The organism is Winogradskyella luteola, from assembly GCF_019203985.1.
In the GTDB taxonomy this organism is placed as follows: domain Bacteria; phylum Bacteroidota; class Bacteroidia; order Flavobacteriales; family Flavobacteriaceae; genus Winogradskyella; species Winogradskyella luteola.
Map to the genome: position 1 here is coordinate 118,226 of NZ_JAGSPD010000003.1, position 20,245 is coordinate 138,470.

The 20,245-nt window shown below is 34.9% G+C and carries 19 protein-coding genes; 10 read left to right on the plus strand and 9 right to left on the minus strand.

Annotated elements, in window-relative coordinates:
• The first annotated feature begins 2 nt into the window (after positions 1 to 2).
• From KCG49_RS04660 to KCG49_RS04690, 7 genes are all read left to right on the plus strand, one after another.
• The gene (locus KCG49_RS04660; protein ID WP_218545039.1) at positions 3 to 1,316 is read left to right on the plus strand and encodes an ABC transporter permease; all 1,314 of its coding nucleotides are present in this window, start codon (positions 3 to 5) and stop codon (positions 1,314 to 1,316) included.
• 5 nt (positions 1,317 to 1,321) lie between these two features.
• Positions 1,322 to 2,206 carry a mechanosensitive ion channel family protein gene (locus KCG49_RS04665; protein ID WP_218545040.1) on the plus strand — a complete coding sequence of 295 codons (885 nt, stop codon included), beginning with the start codon at positions 1,322 to 1,324 and terminating at the stop codon, positions 2,204 to 2,206.
• The gene (locus KCG49_RS04670) at positions 2,203 to 3,093 is read left to right on the plus strand and encodes a DUF6268 family outer membrane beta-barrel protein (protein WP_256259861.1); all 891 of its coding nucleotides are present in this window, start codon (positions 2,203 to 2,205) and stop codon (positions 3,091 to 3,093) included. The genes KCG49_RS04665 and KCG49_RS04670 overlap by 4 nt, the downstream gene beginning before the upstream one ends.
• Positions 3,094 to 3,095: 2 nt before the next feature.
• Positions 3,096 to 4,259 carry a sigma-54-dependent transcriptional regulator gene (locus tag KCG49_RS04675; RefSeq protein ID WP_218545041.1) on the plus strand — a complete coding sequence of 388 codons (1,164 nt, stop codon included), beginning with the start codon at positions 3,096 to 3,098 and terminating at the stop codon, positions 4,257 to 4,259.
• Between the two features lie 12 nt (positions 4,260 to 4,271).
• Complete coding sequence (locus tag KCG49_RS04680) at positions 4,272 to 5,153, plus strand: PPK2 family polyphosphate kinase (RefSeq protein ID WP_218545042.1); 882 nt, start codon at positions 4,272 to 4,274, stop codon at positions 5,151 to 5,153.
• Complete coding sequence (locus KCG49_RS04685) at positions 5,143 to 6,546, plus strand: M20/M25/M40 family metallo-hydrolase (protein ID WP_218545043.1); 1,404 nt, start codon at positions 5,143 to 5,145, stop codon at positions 6,544 to 6,546. The genes KCG49_RS04680 and KCG49_RS04685 overlap by 11 nt, the downstream gene beginning before the upstream one ends.
• A 101-nt stretch (positions 6,547 to 6,647) precedes the next feature.
• Positions 6,648 to 7,220, plus strand: a complete 573-nt coding sequence (locus tag KCG49_RS04690; RefSeq protein ID WP_218545044.1) for a DinB family protein — start codon at positions 6,648 to 6,650, stop codon at positions 7,218 to 7,220.
• Positions 7,221 to 7,252: 32 nt separating this feature from the next.
• Here KCG49_RS04690 and KCG49_RS04695 read toward each other — a convergent pair whose 3' ends face one another.
• The 4 genes from KCG49_RS04695 to lysA form a co-directional block, all read right to left on the minus strand.
• The gene (locus KCG49_RS04695) at positions 7,253 to 8,038 is read right to left on the minus strand and encodes a M23 family metallopeptidase (RefSeq protein ID WP_218545045.1); all 786 of its coding nucleotides are present in this window, start codon (positions 8,036 to 8,038) and stop codon (positions 7,253 to 7,255) included.
• Positions 8,039 to 8,096: 58 nt separating this feature from the next.
• Positions 8,097 to 8,822, minus strand: coding sequence for a hypothetical protein (locus tag KCG49_RS04700; RefSeq protein WP_218545046.1), 726 nt, complete (start codon positions 8,820 to 8,822; stop codon positions 8,097 to 8,099).
• A gap of 253 nt (positions 8,823 to 9,075) precedes the next feature.
• Positions 9,076 to 9,891, minus strand: coding sequence for a M23 family metallopeptidase (locus KCG49_RS04705; RefSeq protein WP_218545047.1), 816 nt, complete (start codon positions 9,889 to 9,891; stop codon positions 9,076 to 9,078).
• An 85-nt stretch (positions 9,892 to 9,976) separates the two neighbouring features.
• Positions 9,977 to 11,182 carry a diaminopimelate decarboxylase gene (lysA, locus tag KCG49_RS04710; protein WP_218545048.1) on the minus strand — a complete coding sequence of 402 codons (1,206 nt, stop codon included), beginning with the start codon at positions 11,180 to 11,182 and terminating at the stop codon, positions 9,977 to 9,979.
• 108 nt (positions 11,183 to 11,290) lie between these two features.
• Between lysA and KCG49_RS04715 the strand changes: the two genes are divergently transcribed.
• Together KCG49_RS04715 and sucC are read left to right on the plus strand one after the other, a co-directional pair.
• Positions 11,291 to 11,947 (plus strand): hypothetical protein, encoded by a 657-nt coding sequence (locus tag KCG49_RS04715; RefSeq protein WP_218545049.1) that lies wholly within the window; start codon positions 11,291 to 11,293, stop codon positions 11,945 to 11,947.
• A gap of 118 nt (positions 11,948 to 12,065) precedes the next feature.
• Positions 12,066 to 13,256: an ADP-forming succinate--CoA ligase subunit beta gene (sucC, locus tag KCG49_RS04720; protein ID WP_218545050.1), complete on the plus strand. Its 1,191-nt coding sequence runs from the start codon at positions 12,066 to 12,068 to the stop codon at positions 13,254 to 13,256.
• 55 nt (positions 13,257 to 13,311) lie between these two features.
• Here the strand turns inward: sucC and KCG49_RS04725 are convergent, their stop codons facing one another.
• From KCG49_RS04725 to KCG49_RS04735, 3 genes are all read right to left on the minus strand, one after another.
• Positions 13,312 to 14,013 carry a phosphoadenylyl-sulfate reductase gene (locus KCG49_RS04725; protein WP_218545051.1) on the minus strand — a complete coding sequence of 234 codons (702 nt, stop codon included), beginning with the start codon at positions 14,011 to 14,013 and terminating at the stop codon, positions 13,312 to 13,314.
• Between the two features lie 85 nt (positions 14,014 to 14,098).
• Positions 14,099 to 14,341: a DUF1456 family protein gene (locus KCG49_RS04730; protein WP_218545052.1), complete on the minus strand. Its 243-nt coding sequence runs from the start codon at positions 14,339 to 14,341 to the stop codon at positions 14,099 to 14,101.
• Positions 14,342 to 14,350: 9 nt separating this feature from the next.
• The gene (locus KCG49_RS04735) at positions 14,351 to 15,181 is read right to left on the minus strand and encodes an alpha/beta hydrolase (RefSeq protein WP_218545053.1); all 831 of its coding nucleotides are present in this window, start codon (positions 15,179 to 15,181) and stop codon (positions 14,351 to 14,353) included.
• 141 nt (positions 15,182 to 15,322) lie between these two features.
• Between KCG49_RS04735 and KCG49_RS04740 the strand changes: the two genes are divergently transcribed.
• Positions 15,323 to 15,724, plus strand: a complete 402-nt coding sequence (locus tag KCG49_RS04740; protein ID WP_218545054.1) for a TerB family tellurite resistance protein — start codon at positions 15,323 to 15,325, stop codon at positions 15,722 to 15,724.
• A 70-nt stretch (positions 15,725 to 15,794) separates the two neighbouring features.
• Here KCG49_RS04740 and uvrB read toward each other — a convergent pair whose 3' ends face one another.
• Positions 15,795 to 17,804, minus strand: a complete 2,010-nt coding sequence (gene uvrB / locus KCG49_RS04745; RefSeq protein WP_218545055.1) for an excinuclease ABC subunit UvrB — start codon at positions 17,802 to 17,804, stop codon at positions 15,795 to 15,797.
• A 35-nt stretch (positions 17,805 to 17,839) separates the two neighbouring features.
• On the minus strand, positions 17,840 to 20,191 hold the full coding sequence (locus KCG49_RS04750; protein WP_218545056.1) for a T9SS type B sorting domain-containing protein: 2,352 nt from the start codon (positions 20,189 to 20,191) through the stop codon (positions 17,840 to 17,842).
• Between the last annotated feature and the right edge of the window lie 54 nt (positions 20,192 to 20,245).

The window sequence follows — 20,245 nt, forward strand, 5'->3', positions numbered from 1 at the left end:
GAATGAACCATTTACCACTCATTATAAAACGCGAGTATCTAACTAAGGTCAAAAACAAATCATTTATAGTGATGACGTTTTTAAGCCCATTGATAATGATTGCCCTTATTGCGGTAGTTGTTTATTTGTCGCAATTAAATAACGATAAGCAACGTACTATTTCTGTATTGGACGAAACAGGACATTTAGAGGGTGTATTTCAAAATACGGAGAATACAACTTATACCAACTTAAATGATTTAGATTTAGAAGCAGCCAAGGCTTTAGTCAAAGAAAGAGAAGATTATGGACTATTGCATATAGCAAAAGTTGATTCATTAGAAGATATTTCCGACAATATTAAGTTTTATTCTGAAGAGTCTCCTTCATTATCAATTATGTCTAGCTTAGAGAGAAAAATTGAAGAGCAATTAAAGGAATTAAAGCTTAGAAAAGATGGTGTGAGCATAGCAATGATTGAGTCTTCCGAAACAGATATTGATATTGTACAGGAGAATTTTGATGGTGAAAAAAGTTCGAAAGAGGGCAATATAATTAAGTTAATTTTTGGTGGTATTGCTGGTTATCTATTGTTTATGTTTATAATTATTTACGGAAATATGATTATGAGAAGCGTTATTGAAGAAAAAACCAGTAGGATTATTGAGGTTATAATATCTTCGGTAAAACCGGTTCAATTAATGTTAGGTAAAATCATAGGAACATCTTTGGCGGGTATAACTCAATTTGTAATTTGGGTTATATTGGGAGGGGTTTTAATGATTGTAGTCTCTCTCATTTTGGGAATTAATTTGAGCGAATTGCAAACACCGCAGCAAGAGATGATTAATCAAGCCATGCAATCCGAAGGAGGGCAGGCTTTTGCACAGAAAGTGTTTATTGGCTTAGGAAATTTACCAATTGTCAATCTTATAATTGCCTTTTTATTCTTTTTTATCGGTGGCTATTTATTGTATAGTTCGCTCTACGCTGCCATTGGTGCGGCAGTAGATAATGAAACTGATACACAACAGTTTATGTTGCCAATTTTAATGCCACTGATTTTAGCGGTTTATGTAGGTGTATTTACAGTAATTGAAGATCCGCACGGAACGGTTTCCACAGTGTTTTCGTTTATTCCGTTGACATCACCAGTGGTGATGCTAATGAGAATTCCGTTTGGTGTACCTTTATGGCAGCAAGGTCTGTCACTACTTTTATTGATTGGTACATTTATGTTTGCAGTTTGGTTTGCAGCTAAAATTTACAGGGTCGGTATTTTAATGTATGGCAAAAAACCGACTTACAAAGAACTCTTTAAATGGTTAAAATATTAACTTACATGATACAAGATTTAAGTAAAATAGAAGAAAAGATAACTGAAAGCTCGGCTTGGGAAAAGACAAAAGATTTTCTGAGAATGCACCTAGATATTGGTGAGGATATTTCTATTTCAATTCTAGATTTACTGATTATTATTACGGCAATTGCCATTACCACACTATTGTTAAAGTTGGTTTTTAAAATACTGACTAGAAATTTAACGGCATCCAACAGAGATAAATTCGATGTAGTCTTTAATTACTTTAGATGGTTAGTATATTTGATAATACTACTCATCACATTACATTCCGTTGGTGTTAATGTTACAGCTGTTTTTGCAGCGTCGGCAGCTTTGCTCATTGGCATTGGTTTGGCGTTGCAGACTTTGTTTCAAGACATTATTTCTGGAGTCTTTATTCTTATTGACCAATCCGTGCAAGTTGGAGATATTATAGAAATTGAAGGGAAAGTTGGTAGGGTAGATGAGATTAAATTAAGAACGACTAGAGCTGTAACCATAGATAATAAAGTGTTGGTAATTCCCAATCACTTATATTTAACCAATTCACTATACAACTGGACACAAAACGGAACAATAACAAGAGAGAGTGTCAGTGTACAAGTGGCTTATGGTAGTGATGTAGAATTGGTTAGAAAGCTTCTATTGCAATCTGCCAGTACGCACCCCAATGTAATTCCTGAACCTGAACCAATGGTCATATTCACAGATTTTGGTGAAAGTGCCTTAAAGTTTAGACTTGTGTTTACATTGAATGATAGTTTTAAGGCCACATTTCCTAAAAGCGATATACGTTTTGAAATTGATAAACTCTTTAGGGAAAATAACATAAAGATCCCTTTCCCTCAACGCGATATTCATATCATTGAAACGAACAAAGAATGATTCAACAACTAGTCAGAAATTTCACGATACTAAGTTTAATTACTATAGCCAGTATTCAAACGTTGCATGCACAGCTTACAGATTTGGCACGCTTGGAGTATTCCTTTATTCCGAAAAGTGATTCAGAAGATCAATATACAAGATTAAGGCTGGCACTTAACTATCCCATACAAACCAAGGAAGATTGTTATTTCATTATCGGTGCGGAGTACAACCGTATTATTCTTAATTTAGAAGACAACTATCCTTTCGATACCTCACTTTTACGAACCATAAGTGTTATTGACCTTAATTTAGGATATACTTTTAAAACGAGTGAAAAATGGAGGTTGGGCTTTAGGTTTAATCCTAGAATCGCTTCCACTTTAACAAAAAGTATTACAGGAGACGATTTTTTTTTAAATGGAGGAGCATTTGCCATTAACGACAGAACCAAAGACGAAAGCTCTAAACGCCCTTATCGCTTAATTTTAGGTCTCACGTATAATGCCACAACGGGTTTGCCCTTTCCTCTGCCTTTTATAAGTTATTACAGGAAACCAAATGAAAAGTATTCATTTTCCCTTGGTGTGCCAAAATCTAATATCAAACGGTTTTTAAGCCCTAAGAACACACTACAGGCTTTTGTGAGTTTAGATGGGTATTTTGCACATCTCCAGGAACCATCTGTAGTAAATGGCAAACAAGTTGATAATATATCACTATCTATTATCGTTGGTGGTGCAGGCTATGAGTACTTGTTTACTAAACATTTGGTAGCCTATGCTTACGCAGGTTATACCTTTAGGCTTAACAATGTATTGCGTGATGGCAACAGAGGTGAAGTGTTTAAACTAGATGATCTAAATGCATTTTATTTAAGAACAGGATTAAAATTTAAAATATAGATATGCCAAAAATATTAATAATTGAAGATGAAGCTGCCATTCGAAGAGTGTTGGTAAAAATACTTTCCGAAGAGAACGATACATATCAGGTCGAAGAAGCCGAAGACGGTTTAGCGGGTGTTGAAAAGATAAAAAAAGACGATTACGATTTAGTACTGTGCGATATTAAAATGCCAAAAATGGATGGTGTTGAAGTGTTGGAGGCTGTTAGAAAGATGAAACCAGAAACACCAATGGTAATGATTTCTGGTCATGGTGACTTAGATACAGCGGTTAACACAATGCGCTTGGGTGCTTTCGATTATATATCAAAACCGCCAGATTTAAATAGATTATTAAATACAGTACGCATTGCCCTAGACCGTAAAGAACTCGTGGTAGAGAACAAGATGCTTAAGAAAAAAGTGGGCAAAAACTATGAGATGATTGGTGAGAGTAATGCCATTGCCCGTATTAAAGATATGATTGATAAGGTAGCGCCGACAGATGCTCGTGTTTTAATAACTGGCCCAAACGGTACAGGTAAAGAATTGGTGGCACATTGGTTGCATCAAAAAAGTGAACGCTCAAAAGGGCCTATGATAGAGGTTAATTGCGCAGCAATACCAAGTGAGTTGATTGAGAGCGAACTTTTTGGTCATGTAAAAGGTGCGTTTACATCAGCCAATAAAGACAGGGCTGGTAAGTTTGAAGCCGCAAACGGAGGCACAATTTTCTTAGATGAAATTGGGGACATGAGCCTTTCTGCCCAAGCAAAAGTACTTCGCGCTTTACAGGAAAGTAGAATTCAGCGTGTAGGTAGCGATAAAGACATAAAAGTGAATGTAAGAGTTGTCGCTGCAACCAATAAAAATCTTAAAAAGGAAATTGAAGAAGGAAAGTTTCGTGAGGACTTATACCATAGATTGGCTGTAATTTTAATAGAAGTGCCAGCTTTAAACGATAGACGGGAAGATATTCCGCTATTGGTAAACTATTTTGCTGAAAAAATATCCAAAGAACAGGGTAATGCCAAGAAAGGTTTTTCTGCTAAAGCTATTAAACTACTTCAAAATTATGATTGGACAGGAAACATCCGAGAACTGCGAAACGTAGTTGAACGTTTGATTATTTTAGGAGGAAAAGAAGTTAGTGAGGCGGATGTAAAAGCATTTGCTTCAAAATAATTATAGATTATTATGAAAGACATTAACATTGAAGATTTTAGAATCAAATCTCAAATCAACATTAAGGATTTACCAACACATGTCGATTTAGAAGCCGATAAAAAGGAACTGAAAGAAGCCTTGAGAGACGTCAGTGAAGATTTGGCAGATATTCAAAATGCGATGTACGCGCATGGAAAATATTCGGTTTTATTCTGTATTCAAGGTATGGATACTGCCGGCAAGGATAGCTTAATTCGTGAGGTATTCAAAGAATTCAATGTTAGAGGTATTGTAGCACACAGTTTTAAAAAGCCTACAGAACTAGAGCTCAAGCACGATTATCTTTGGAGACATTATATTGCCTTGCCAGCAAGGGGTAAGTTTGGGATTTTCAACAGAACACATTATGAAAATGTTTTGGTAACTCGTGTTCATCCCAATTATTTGATGTACGAAAACATGCCGGGCATTGATAGTTTAGATGATGTTGACGAAGCTTTTTGGGATAGACGATTTAATGAAATCAATAATTTTGAAAAACATATCGCTGATAACGGCACCATTATATTTAAGTTTTTCTTAAATCTGTCAAAAGACGAGCAAAAGCATAGATTGTTAAGACGATTGAATAGACCGGATAAGCAATGGAAGTTTTCTGCTGATGATTTAGAAGAGCGTAAGTTGTGGGATACGTATCAAAATTGCTACGAGGATGTTTTAAATAGAAGCTCTAAACCAAATGCGCCATGGTTTAATATTCCCGCTGATGATAAGCCTACAGCACGTTATATTGTGGCAAAAATTCTTTATGATACATTAAAAATGTATAAAGATATTAAAGAGCCAGAATTGCCTACCAAGGAAAAAGCTAATATAGATTCATATAAACAGGAATTGGAAAATGAAGATTAAACTATTTACAATACTTCTATTAGGCTTTTTTGCTTTTAATTATAGTCAAACGGATGAGGCTGTCTTAAAAACAGTATATAAAACATCACTCACCAATGGTAAAAGCTATGAGTGGTTAGATTATTTATCTAACACTATCGGCGGAAGACTTTCGGGTTCAACTAACGCAGAGCTTGCCGTTCAATACACCAAAAAAGAACTTGAAAAGTTGGGGTTGGACAAAGTGTGGCTACAACCTGTAATGGTGCCTAAATGGGTAAGAGGTGAAAAGGAAATGGCTTATTTTGAAAGCTCTGGTTCAATAAATAAAGTCAATATTTGTGCATTGGGAGGTTCAGTAGCGACACCAGAAAAAGGTGTTAAAGCTCAAGTTATTGAAGTTGCAACTTACAAAGATTTAGAAAAGTTGGGTAAGGAAAAGGTGCAAGGCAAGATTGTATTTATAAATAAAGCATTGCAACCCGAACTTATCAATACGTTTGAAGCTTATGGAGGTTGTTCGTCAGAGCGTTACAGAGGCGCAGCTGAAGCAGCTAAATTTGGTGCTGTCGGAACCGTGGTACGCTCTTTAAGCTCTCGTCAAGATGATTATCCACATACAGGTAGTATGAGTTACGGGGATTTGCCCGTAGCGCAACGTATTCCATCAGCAGCGATAAGTACCAACGATGCTGTAAAGCTGAGCGAAGCTTTAAAAAAGGATAAAAATCTAGAGTTTTTCTTCGAGATGAGTTGTCAGAAATTTGATGACGTACAATCCTATAATGTGATTGGAGAAATTACAGGAAGCGAGTTTCCTAACGAATACATCATTGTGGGAGGACATTTAGATTCTTGGGATTTAGGTGACGGAGCGCATGATGATGGTGCAGGAGTGGTACAGTCTATGGACGTATTGCGCTTATTAAAAGAAAGTGGTATAAAGCCCAAACGTAGTATTCGTGTGGTTTTATTTATGAATGAAGAAAACGGATTGCGTGGTGGACGAAAATATGCCGAAGTGGCCAACGAAAAAGACGAGAAGCATATTTTTGCTCTAGAAAGCGATTCAGGAGGTTTTACGCCTAGAGGGTTCAGCTTTGATTGTAGTGAGTTGATGTTGTCTAAAATTCAGGCATGGAAACCTTTATTTAAGCCTTACTTAATCCACTATTTTGAAAAAGGCTACAGTGGTGCAGATATTGGACCACTAAAGAACAATGATATAGTTTTAGCGGGTTTACGACCTGACTCACAGCGTTATTTTGACCATCATCACGCTGCCAATGACACCTTTGAACATGTTAACAAACGCGAGTTGGAATTAGGTGCTGCTACTATGACCGCTTTGGTGTTTTTAGTCGATAAGTATGGTGTAGAGACCATAACCAATGAGCAAGAAATTAAAGACTGATAAACAGAACACATTACAAAAGCCGATAACAAGCATTTGGTAAACAAAGGTCAATGTAACCAGTATAAATAACAAAAACAGGTTGTTAAAAATTTACACAAATGAAGTACTTACTGTTTATTATTACTGTAATTATATCAACTGCAAGTGTCGCACAAGAAACTTTACAAAACGAACTACCTTATTACGAAGTTCCAGACTATCCTGAAAAATTTACAGCAGGCACAATGGCAGCTCGTATGGTTGATGCTCTTGGTTTTCGGTTTTATTGGTCAACGGATAGTTTAACAGAAAAAGATTTGGTATACAAAGCCAATGAAGATGGTCGTTCTACTGAGGAGACCATCAAACATATTCATGACTTGTCCAAAATTATTGTCAATTCAACACTTAAAAAACAAAATACCAGAATAGAAGAAGCATTATCTTATGAAGAAATGAGAGCAAAAACGCTTAATAATCTTAAAACTGCTGCAGATATTCTAAGAGAAAGCGATGATATTTCACAATACAAAATCATTTTTGGAGAGCGAGAAATTCCGTTTTGGAACCAAGTAAATGGGCCAATAGCTGATGCCATTTGGCATTGTGGGCAAATTGTAATTTATAGACGTACAACAGGAAACCCTATTAACCCGAAAGTGAATCATTTTTCAGGAAAGGTAGGTGAATAATTATTGTAGTCTTTTATAATATTTTCCCTGTTTCAATTTTTTACGTTTTTGCCCTTTAAAGTAAAAAAGTAAAAAGGTATCGATATGCCTCCAGATTTGTACATTACCAAGTGCAGATGTGGTTTAGTGGTAAAACCTGTCATACCAGAAATTGCAATAGCTTGTCCGACTTCAACTTTGTCACCAAAGTCCACTAGCGCACCATTAAAATCTAAATGCACATAATGTGCCATGGTACCATCATTGTGCAGAATTAAAACTTTATTGCCTTTATCAATACATTTTCTGCTTTTGCAATATTCATTAGAATCTTCTTTTACAAAAAATACAATGCCACCTCTAGCTGCTGTAATTGTATCTCCAATTTTTGTTCCGAAATCTATGGCGTACTTTGAGTGCGGTTTATTATGCGAAAATTTTCCACCAAAAGACTGAATGATTTTATACTTCTTGCCCTTTGGGTAAGGTAAGGTATAGCGGTAGTTCTTATCAATATTACTGTTGGGATCTCCAAAATTTGCTTTAAATTTTATATAGGATTTAACGTTTATCTTAGTTGTATCTTCAATCTTATTGATAGGGATGACCAAAGCATTTTTTAGTGTGTCATTATATTTTAGAAGACCATAAGTATTTACTTTTATGATAGATTTTGTTGAATCTAAAGGATGTAAATTCATTTCCATAGATGCATAGAAAGGATTGATAAAATCCAAATGGATGGAATCCTTAATTACCCGTTTAGAGATCTTTATGTTTTGTGCTGTCACATTGTGACTAAAATAAATTAATAAAAACAAAAGCAGTAGTTTTTTCATGCATTAAAGAGTAGCGTTAGGTTAAATTATTATATATATATGATATTTTAAACCATTATTATTTCGAGGTTTCTAAACGTTTGTTAATTCTTTCGATTAATGTAATTGCATTCCTCTTATATTGCTGTGCAACACCAAGGTGGTTGCCAACTGCTAGCATGGCATGGAAAGCCACGCGCTTTTTGTAATCTTCACTTGATGTGTAGTAGGTAATGATTTCGTCCGTTATATTGTTTTGAGCCAAGTCAATAAACCATGGGAATTTTTCGAATTCATTGAAGTTTTTCATTACTACAGATTCCATACGATCGTTGTTTTTTTCTATTGCTGGTGCGAATACCGAATAGAATTGCGTAATATCTGCAATTAAACTATCTTTTTCAGATTGACTCAGGTCTGTTAAGTTTTTTAGCTGCACAATACCTTTATTCTGAATAGAGAATGGTTGATAAAACGTCACCAAATTTAAACAAGCTAAGCAATCTTTATAATTAGTTTTGGTGATTTTATTCTCTAGAATTTTTTTGCTATTTTCCATATTGGTTTTATAATATTCAATGACAACATTGGCAGATGTAGTGTCTGTTTCTAAGTCATAAGCTATTGCCTTTAATGTAGTGTTTATTTTAGATTTTAGTTTTCGGTCTTCATTCCAATTATTAACATATAAGGCTAACAAAATACCAATCATTACCAGAATAATTTCTCCAATGGCATAAAGCAGATAGCTGCTTACTTTATTCGAAAAGAATTTTCTTCTAATTTTTTTAAAAATACTAATCATAGTTTCTTCTTATTTTTCCTTTTCATTTTCTTGTTTCATTTTAATATACCTAGATACCAAACGCACACCTAATCTTGCAAAAAGAATTATAGCTATTATCATAACTATATCAAATCCAGTCATCTGTCGTCATATTAAGAAGGTAAGTTGGGTTGGCAAGAACTAAGTTAGCAAAAGAAAATGAACCGAGGGGAAATCTGTAGAATTTTATTATTGTACAAAACGCAGGTCATTATTAATATATAGAAGTTGTTTAATTTGTCCGCTTGTATTTTTTATCCTGTTTTAGGATTTTTCTTTTATAACCTTTAAAGTACACAGGAATAGCAATATCATCTTCTTTCCTAACAACAAAGTGCAAATGAGGTCCGCCAGAATAACCTGTATTACCAGAAATACCAATAGCTTCTCCCGCTTTTACAATATCACCTTCGTTAACCATTACTCCGTTAAAATCTAAATGTACATAATTACTATAAGTACCATCACTGTGCATCAAAACTATTTTATTGGCTTTACGTATATAGTCTTTTCCTCCACTTTTTTTAAAATGACTAATGGTTTTGACCACAATTCCTCCTCTTGCAGCACATACTGTATCTCCAATTTTTAAATTAAAATCAATTGCATATTTGGATTTTATAGAATTATGGGATTTTTTACCATTAAACGATTGTGTAACTTTATACTTTTTGCCTTTGGAAAAAGGAAGTGTGTATAGATAATCTAAATCTGGTTTTATCGTTTTTGGATCACCATACACAGAATAAAACTTTATATATGATCCAAATTTAAAATCACTCGAATCAGGAATTTTTAATTTAGGAATTGCAATAACATTAATTAAAGAGTCCTTGGGAGGCAATATGCTGTATGGTTCAACTCTAATAAACTTTTTGAGACTATCTCTTGCTTCTAGCGTTATTTTAATTGGAGTATAGGTGTTGTTTATTAAATTGATGTGTAATGAGTCCTTAGAATCTTTTTTAGTATAGCTTACATCTTGCGCTAAAGCTTGGTATGTGAAAAACAGAAAAAGTATTAAAAGCGTTGAATTATTTTTTGCCATCGGTAAAAGTATGATTCATATATAAGATTGCATTTTATACCGATTGTTACAAAAAAAGCATTACAATTTGTAATGCTTTCAACTTTTATAGACTCATCTCTATTTGATTATTCAATATATCATTAAAAGTTTCCCGCTTTCTGATAAGATGCGGCTTTCCCTTATAAATTAATACTTCAGCCGGTCTGTAGCGTGAATTGTAATTGCTGGCCATGGTAAAGCAATAAGCACCGGCATTTTTAAAGCAAAGTATATCTCCTTCGTTAATTTCATTTATCCTTCTATTGTTGGCAAACGTGTCGGTCTCACAGATGTAACCCACTATAGAATAAAAACGTTCTCTTCCTTTCGGATTCGAAATATTAATAATTTCATGCTGAGAACCATAAAGCATTGGGCGTATTAAATGGTTAAAACCAGAATCTATCTGAGCAAAAACTGTTGACGTGGTCTGTTTTACCACATTAACTTTAGCTAAAAACACTCCAGCTTCACTAACTAAGAATTTACCGGGCTCAAAAGCTAGGGTTAATTCCTTTCCGTAGTCTTTGCAGAATTCGTTGAAACGTTTCGATAGTTTTTCTCCCAACTCTTCCACATTGGTTTCAATATCACCAGTTTTATAAGGTACTTTAAATCCTGAGCCAAAATCTATAAAATCTAAATTTTTAAAATGCTTAGCAGTTTCAAACAGGATTTCACTGGCATATAAAAAGACATCGATATCTAAAATATCACTCCCAGTATGCATATGTATGCCATTAATATTCATGTTTGTATTTTCAACAATACGTAGTAATAAGGGCATCTGGTGTATTGAAATTCCAAATTTGCTGTCAATATGCCCAACGGAAATGTTAGTATTTCCACCAGCCATAACATGGGGATTTATTCTAATACATACAGGAATATTGGGATGCTTTGTACCAAACTGTTCTAGGATAGAAAGATTATCAATATTTATCTGTACACCAAGCTTAGAAACGGTTTCAATCTCTTCTAAGGAAACACCATTGGGTGTGTAAATTATGCTTTCTGGTTTAAAGCCAGCTTTTAAGCCTAATTGTACTTCCTGTATAGAAACGGTATCCAACCCAGATCCAAGAGAATTAAATAGCTTTAATACAGAAACATTAGAAAGTGCTTTTACCGCATAGTTGAGCTTTAAGTGTTTTACTTTTCCAAAAGCATTGGTCAAACGCTTGTACTGAGCAATTATAGTTTCGGCATCATAAACGTAAATAGGGCTACCGTGCTCTTTAGCAATCTGTAGGAGGGTTCTATTCTTCATGTTTTATTTCAATTTTTTCGAGTTCAAAACTATAATTTCTTAGGATTTAAAAAATGAAATCATTAAGATTTTACTAATTTTGCACAAATTGTTAAATAATAAACAATAATGAAAACCATTTCATCATGTGTAGAAGACATAATTGCCTCAAAACCATTTATTGAAGAGGCGCTTAATGAGCAAATCATTAACTTCTCCGCACTTGCTAGTAATTTGCAAATGCCTGTATCTAAAATGCTTCGAAAGGACGTAAAGACCGGCGCAATAATGATGGCCTTGCGACGTTATAACCAACCCATTAATGCAAGCACTTCAATAAGATTGAAGCATGTGTTTAATAATTTGGGAGACATTACGGTACGATCAGGCTTAAGTGATTTTACTTTTAAAAACTCTAAAACCTTAATTAATTGTAATACCAAGGTTTTGGATAGCGTAAACTTAAAGGATCATATCTTCTATGCTTTTACCCGTGGTATTTATGAAAGTAATATTGTAATATCCAGTTCAGAAAAAATCACGGTTCTAAATGAATTTAAGGATGAAGAGCAAATCGGTTTGCAAGAAAACTTATCTGCTATAACGATATCTCTTCCAAAGGAAAATTCAAAAGTTGTCGGTCTGTATTATCATATTTTCAAGAGGTTAGCTTGGGAAGGTGTTACGCTTTATGAAGTCATTTCTACAACTAATGAATTTACGGTTTTAGTAGAAGATAATCTTGTTGATAAGGCATTTTCTGTGATAAAATGCTTAAAACAATAATATATCCAATAATAGTTTTTAAAATATTGGTAATACGATTATGGTTGATTATTTTTGTGCCACGAAATAAATTTTAGAGATTTCCTTGGTTAAGGAAACTATAAATAGACTATTTATTATGAATTTACACGAATATCAAGGAAAAGAATTATTAAGCAGTTTTGGAGTACGTATACAACGTGGCATTGTTGCTCAAACCGCTGATGAAGCTGTAGCTGCTGCTAAAAAATTAACAGAGGAAACTGGTACAGGTTGGCACGTTATTAAAGCACAAGTGCATGCAGGTGGACGTGGAAAAGGTGGTGGTGTTAAGCTAGCTAAGAACTTAGATGAGGTTAAAGATATAGCAGGACAAATCATTGGTATGAATTTGGTTACACCCCAAACCTCAGCTGAAGGTAAAAAAGTACACCAAGTGTTAATTGCAGAAGATGTTTATTATCCTGGGGATAATGAGCCTGAAGAGTATTATATGTCCGTGCTTTTAAATAGAGCTAATGGTAAAAATATGATTATGTATTCTACAGAAGGTGGAATGGATATCGAAACCGTTGCTGAAGAAACCCCACATTTAATTTTTACCGAAGAAATTGATCCCGCATTAGGACTTCTTGGCTTCCAAGCACGTCGTGTGGCATTTAACTTAGGGCTTTCTGGGACTGCATTTAAGGAAATGACAAAATTTGTTTCGGCATTGTATACGGCATACGTAAAGTCTGATGCATCTTTATTTGAAATTAATCCGGTTTTAAAAACCAGTGACGATAAAATAATGGCGGTAGATTCTAAAGTAACTTTAGATGCCAATGCCTTATTTAGACACAAAGATTTAGCTGCATTACGAGATAAGCGTGAAGAAAACCCTATTGAAGTTGAAGCTGGTGAATTGGGACTTAACTATGTAGATCTAGATGGTAACGTTGGTTGTATGGTAAATGGTGCTGGTTTGGCAATGGCAACGATGGATTTGATTAAGCAAGCAGGTGGTGAGCCGGCCAACTTTTTAGATGTTGGTGGTACAGCTGATGCGGCTAGAGTAGAAGCGGCTTTTAAGATTATTTTAAAAGATCCTGCCGTAAAAGCTATTCTTATTAATATTTTTGGTGGAATTGTACGTTGCGATCGTGTAGCGCAAGGTGTTATTGATGCCTATAAAAACATGGGTAATATTAATGTGCCAATTATTGTACGTTTGCAAGGTACCAATGCAGATATTGCTAAAGAGTTGATAGATAATTCTGGCTTAGATGTATTGAGTGCTACAGAGTTTCAAGAGGCTGCTGATAAAGTACAAACTGTACTTTCTTAGTCATAAGGTTTCATACATATATTTAAAAAATGCGTCTTATATTAAGGCGCATTTTTTATAAATGCAATCCACACTCTGTCTTAGGGTTATTGTTCCAGCGTCCACTACGATCTTCCCCGGGCACCGTGCAGTGTGTACACCCAATAGAATGATAACCTTTAGCTACAAGTGGGTGAAATGGTAAGTTATGCGCTTCAATATATTGATCGCGTTGTGCCTTTGTAACGTCTAGTAGCGGATAAAATTTAATGATGTCCCCGCGACGCTCAAATATATCTAAAGTAGATCGGTGGTCACTCTGCCATTCCATAAGTCCAGACATCCAAATCTTATAATTTTGCTTTATAAGATCCAAAGGTTTTACTTTATTAATGGAACAGCAAAAATCAGGGTTTTTTCTCCATGTTTTATCTTTTGATGTAAACTCATGTTCTTCCTTTATAGCAGAAATAGAGGTCACATTGAGCTTGTATTTCTTCTCCAGCTCGGACTTGTAAGTAAGTGTATCATCAAAGTGATAGCCAGTATCGATAAAAAATACCTCTTGCTGAGTGTTGATGTCTGAAACCAATTTTAATAAAAACGCTGAAGTCGCAGCAAAAGAACTGGTAAGCATTATATCAGTAATTTCAAAGTCAGCATACAATTGTTTAATACGCTGCCTAGCTGTTAAGGGTTTGTATTTTGTATTTAGATTCTCAATGTCCTTTGCGGAAATACCTAACAATGGCGAAAGATTTGAGGTTGTTTCAAACATCTATTTAATAATAATTAGAGACTGCAAGTTATATGCTTAAGCTATAACAAAAAAATTGCGACTTTATTTTTGTGAAGTTGATAATTTAAGATGTCTTTTTTTGCTTTTTTGGCATTGGTCCTCGTAAATGAATGATAAGTCCATTAAGGAAGTTCCTTAGAATCTGATCCCCACATTCCATATACTTTGGGTGGTCTTCTCTTCTAAAAAATGCATTGAGTTCACTTTTAGAAATTCTGAAGTCAACAAGCTCTAATATCTTCACGATATCCTCGTCTCTTAATTTATGCGCTACTCTTAATTTCTTAAATATGTCGTTGTTTGTCATGTATTTATATTAGTCGTTAGTGATTAATTGTGTGTTGTTGTATGTTAGCCATTGGTATGCATTTGGGAAATGAGACTTCCACAAAGCTTCATTATGTTTGCCTCCTTCTATGATATGGTTTTCAATATGTTCTGCGTTTACACCTTTGGATTTTAATAATTCTACCATACGTTGATGATCGGGTACCATAGATTCTCCTTCGTCACTTCCGACCAAAAAATAAAATCGCGAAGATTTTGGTATTTCAGTAGTTTTAACCAGATCGTAGATGTTTTCACTAAACCAAAACGATGCTGAAAACACTCCTGCTTTTCCAAAAGTATCAGGATATTTTATCGTTGCATAAAATGAGATTAAACCACCCAATGAAGCACCAAAGATAGTTGTATGCTCAGCCTTAGGCTTTGTTCTGTAAGTAACATCCACATGAGGCTTTAACGTATTTTTTATAAAGGTGAGATAGGCATCTCCTTTTCCACCTCCATATTTTTCATTGGTATAAGGTGATAATTCATCGAGACGTTTTTTATTGCCGTGCTCAATGCCAATGATGATACTTTTATGCTCAGTAAGTTGGTCCATGTATTCATCAATTCCCCATTCTCCTATATAAGAAGTTTCATCATCAAATAAGTTTTGAGCATCATTCATATACACAACAGGATACGATTTTTGGGAATTTTGATAATCTTTGGGCAAATACACCCAAATCGTCTTTAGTGTATCTAACTGCGGAGCTGCGATAGTGAATTTTGTAATCTGTTTAGACGCAGTGCTTTGCGCTTGAATTGTGTTAAAGAAAAACACAAAAAATAAGATGTAAAAAATCTTCAATCTCATATTATTAGTAGCGTTTAATATTGATAAAAGTTGAATAATGTCGATTAAATACGTTTAAGTTTTCGACAAGATACATTATATCAACGACAATAAAATAATGTACCTCGTTAACTTTACACTATAAAATAATTCCCTCAAAATATGATTAACCGAGCTGAAAAATTGAGCTTGCTATCAGAGATGATTGCTTTTGCCCAAACAGATGAAAATATAAAATCCATTGAATATAACTTCCTATTTAGTATCGCTAAGCAACTAGATATATCTAAAGAAGATTTTGAATACCTTTTTAATCATCCCGTTACCTATGTGCATTTAAAATCGCATAGCGAACGTATTGTACAATTTCACAGATTGGTACTTCTAATGAACTTAGACCATAAGGTATCGCATAAGCAATTGGTAAAAATTCACAACTTTGGATTGCGAATGGGCTTAAGCCATGAGTCTATTAATCGTGTTCTCGATTTAATGGATAGCTTCCCTAATAAAATTGTTCCTCCCGATTTTTTAATTGATATATTTAAGGTTCAGTATAATTAGTATTCAGTTGCAGTTTTAAGTAAATAAAAAAAGCACTGTCATAGCTAGGGCGCAGGATGCGGCAATCCCATCATGATTTTACTTTTAACTTTTCAAGTTTTTCTTGATAAGCTGTAATTTCATCTCTAAAACGTGCCGCTTCCATAAAGTCTAAAGCTTTAGCTGCCTGTTCCATTTGTTTACGTTTTTCTCGTATTTTCTTTTCGAGCTGCGATTTTGTTAAATATTTACTCTCGGGTTCGGCAGCGAGTTTGGCTTCCAATTCTGTTCTATAGGTACTCACAGAGTTTTTTGCCAATGCACTGTCTAAGCTTTTATTTAAGGCCTTAGGTGTGATGTTATGCTTGGTGTTATAGGCAATTTGCTTTTCGCGTCGGTACTCGGTTTCATCAATAGTTTTTTGCATGCTTTTGGTAATTTTATCCGCATACATAATCGCCTTTCCATTAAGATTTCTTGCTGCTCTACCAACAGTTTGCGTTAAAGAGCGATTAGAACGTAGAAAGCCTTCCTTATCTGCATCTAGAATAGCGACTAAAGACACTTCTGGTAGATCCAATCCTTCACGAAGCAGGTTAACACCTACCAAAACATCAAAAATACCTTTACGCAAATCTTGCATTATTTCTACACGCTCAAGTGTATCAACATCACTGTGAATATAACGACAACGAATTGAAATTCGAGTTAAATATTTTACTAATTCCTCAGCCATTCTTTTGGTTAAAGTCGTCACCAAAGTACGTTCGTCTTTTTCCACACGTTCTTGAATTTCTTCAATCAAATCATCAATCTGGTTCAAACTTGGGCGTACTTCTATAATCGGATCTAATAATCCTGTTGGACGAATAACTTGCTCGACATAAACACCTCCTGTTTTTTGCATTTCGTAATCCGCAGGTGTAGCACTGACATAAATTACTTGATTTTGTAAGGCTTCAAATTCTTCAAATTTTAAAGGCCTATTGTCCATAGCTGCTGGTAAACGGAAACCATATTCTACTAAATTCTCTTTACGGCTTCGATCTCCACCATACATAGCATGAACTTGAGAAATAGTGACGTGGCTTTCGTCAACTACCATTAAATAATCATCTGGAAAATAATCTAGTAAACAGAATGGTCGTGTACCTGGAGCTCTGCCATCTAAGTAACGCGAATAGTTTTCGATACCAGAGCAATAGCCCAATTCCCTAATCATTTCTAAATCAAATTCCGTACGTTCTTTAAGGCGTTTCGCTTCGAGGTGTTTACCAATATCCTTAAAATAATCGTGCTGCTTTACCAAATCATCTTGAATGTCTTTTATGGCACCATTAAGCACATCTGGAGACGTAACGAACATATTTGCGGGATAAATATTTAAACGGTCATAGCGTTCTATAATTTCATTGGTATGCGCATCAAAGGCTTCTATTTCTTCAATTTCATCTCCAAAGAAGTGGATTCTAAAGGCATTATCGGAATAGCCTGGAAACACATCAACTGTATCTCCTTTAATTCTAAAGTTTCCATTTTTAAATTCTGCTTCAGTTCTTGAATACAAACCTTGTACGAGCTGATGTAATAATTTAGTGCGTGATATGACTTGGTCGCGTTCGATTGTAATTACATTTTTTTGAAACTCAACTGGATTTCCTATACCGTATAAACAAGACACAGAAGCCACTACCAACACATCGCGACGGCCAGAAAGCAGGGAAGATGTAGTACTTAAACGCATCTTCTCAATTTCTTCATTTATGGATAAGTCTTTTTCGATATAGACACCAGAAACAGGAATATAGGCTTCGGGTTGGTAATAATCGTAATAGGACACAAAATACTCTACAGCATTATCGGGAAAAAACTGTTTAAACTCAGAATATAACTGTGCGGCTAAGGTTTTGTTATGTGCTAAAACCAATGTTGGTCGTTGCACTTCTTCTATTACATTGGCAACCGTAAAGGTCTTACCTGAGCCTGTTACACCAAGTAGGGTTTGATATCTTTCTTTACTCTCAATGCCCTCGGCTAATTGTTTTATAGCTTCTGGTTGATCGCCTGTAGGTTGAAATTCTGATTCAATTTTAAAACGCATATTGCAAAGTTACGATAAAGATTATCAGAAATCAATCAGCGTCTAAGCGCAAAATGACCAGTGTAAGTTTTGCCATCTAAAAATTTAACGATATACCAATAATCATCACTAGGAAGGCTCTGACCATTGTAGGTGCCATCCCATCCCGAATTTAAAACAGTCTGCTGTGCAATCAACTTCCCATAGCGATTAAAAATCTGAACCTTTTCTATTTGACTAAATTGGTCATTGGTACCAATAATTTCCCAAACATCGTTGTCGTCGTCGCCATTTGGAGTAAAGAACTTCGGGATACCAATAACAGAAATGGTTTCTTCTACTATTCCACAACCATTTCTGTCCCTTACATAAATACTATGTTCACCTTCAGATACGTCAGTAAATACATTGCTTTCTTGATAAAAGCCATCTATATCATCTATAGCATACTCGTAAAAACCTCCTCCTGAAACATTTACAGTAATGGTATTATTTGGGGCAATACCTTCTATGATTATATTCTCTATTATTGCAGTTTCAGATGCGCTTACCGTAATAGTTCTACTAGATGAGCAACCATTGGGATCTGTAACAATAACGGTGTAAGTTCCGGTTTCGTTTACTTCGTTAAAAGACGTGTCGACATCAGTTAGTGTACCATTAAAGTACCATTCGTAGTAATAGTTATTTGGTAGATCATCTATCACACCTCCCATAAGTGTAATGGTTTCAGGAAACGTGTTTAAGCAATAAAGAACTGATTCATCTGCTTCTAATAAAGGAGTGTAAAGTACTTCCAAGTTTACCGTAGAAATGCTAAAGCATTGATTGTTACTTTTAATTTTTACGAATATAATTTGAGCATCCGCTGTTGTATTGGTGTAATTATTCGGAAGCGGATTTGTTTCACTAAAAGCATCTGCTTCGGTTTCATAATAATTGACTTGCGCACCGATTGGAATTTGATTTAGAATTGAAGTCTCAATACCGTTTAAAGAAAATTCGGCAAAACCATCTATATTGTCTCCATCACAAGCTTCTAAATTTGGAATGGTGATAACATTATTTGAAGTTTGTAATTCTAATGCAACAACATCGAAACAATTGGCTTGATTGACAATACGTGCATATACCGTTTGAAAAGGCACTGTGTTTTGAAAACTAGCTGGGTTGGTAATCGGATTGTTATTATCTCTAGCTTCATTTTCAGTGAGAAAGAAATTTGATATACCTAAACTATTATCGTTATTGGTTAAATCACTTTCAGCATCAAAAAGATTATATGTGCTCAATCCGTCAGTATCGACGTCGCATTCAATTAAGATAGCATCTTGGGCTACTGGTACAGGTGCATATTCAATAACTACTTCACCGTAAGAAATACAGTTAGTATTGAGTCCTACTTCTACAGTATAAGTTCCTGGTTGTGTTACTTCATAAACACCACAATCTGTACAATTACTTGGTGAAGACTGTACTAATATACCGTCTCTAAACCAATTGTAAGAAGGTGTGCCAACTTGGTTGCTCGCATTAAGCTGTAAAGTTTCTCCTTCGCATAAGGCATTGCCTGTTGCAATGAGTCGATCTTGACCTAAGTCTGTAGATAACTCAAAACTTCCTGCTTCTAAAAATACAGCCGAATCAAAACGAAAATTTTGCTCGTCCGCAATAACCAATTTTACATGATAAGATTGGTTAGGTATTACATTAGCTGTAGCAGTGAGTACTGCAGTTTGTCCATTAAAGTTTATTGGTGAATTAACACCATTATAACTACCAAAATAAGTTTCATTTTGTGGTGGACAAGATCCCGGTACTCCTGGAGTAACTGTTGTTGCCTTTACCGGAATATTAGTGCCAGGTACTAATGCAATATTTTGATATGGATTTTGGCTAGAAGTTGGGCGAATTAAAAACCCAAATAAATCTGAAAATTGACAACTATTTGGGTTGTTCTCTTGATATTCTTCGGAAGCAAAAAGGTATCTAAAACTTACTTGTGATGCCACAGATGTAAAATCGAATTCCAAAATAGTAGCATTGAAGGTATTGGCTTCATTAAGTGCTATCTCTAATTCTGTATCACCTTGCCAATTTGGGGCATTATCATCACTCAAGTTATCATTTGGGCCTGGTACATTTGCCAACCGACCTGTACTCATTACAATGCCACTTTGAAAAGGAAAATTGGTTCCTGCTGCATTAAAAAAACCATAGCTTTGATCCGCACCTCCAAAATTACCTCCAGAGACATTTGTAACAACTACATTAGTGATACAATCACTATCAATAAGTATATCTTCTATAAGCTGTTGCGGACTATAGGTTTGACTATCTACTGTTATATTCTGAGAATAATTCAGTAGAGATAAAAGCATAATGAAAAATGAGATTTTATATTTCATCTTGTCTTATAAAGGAGTGCAAAGATAAGCATACTATATAGACTAAATTTTGAA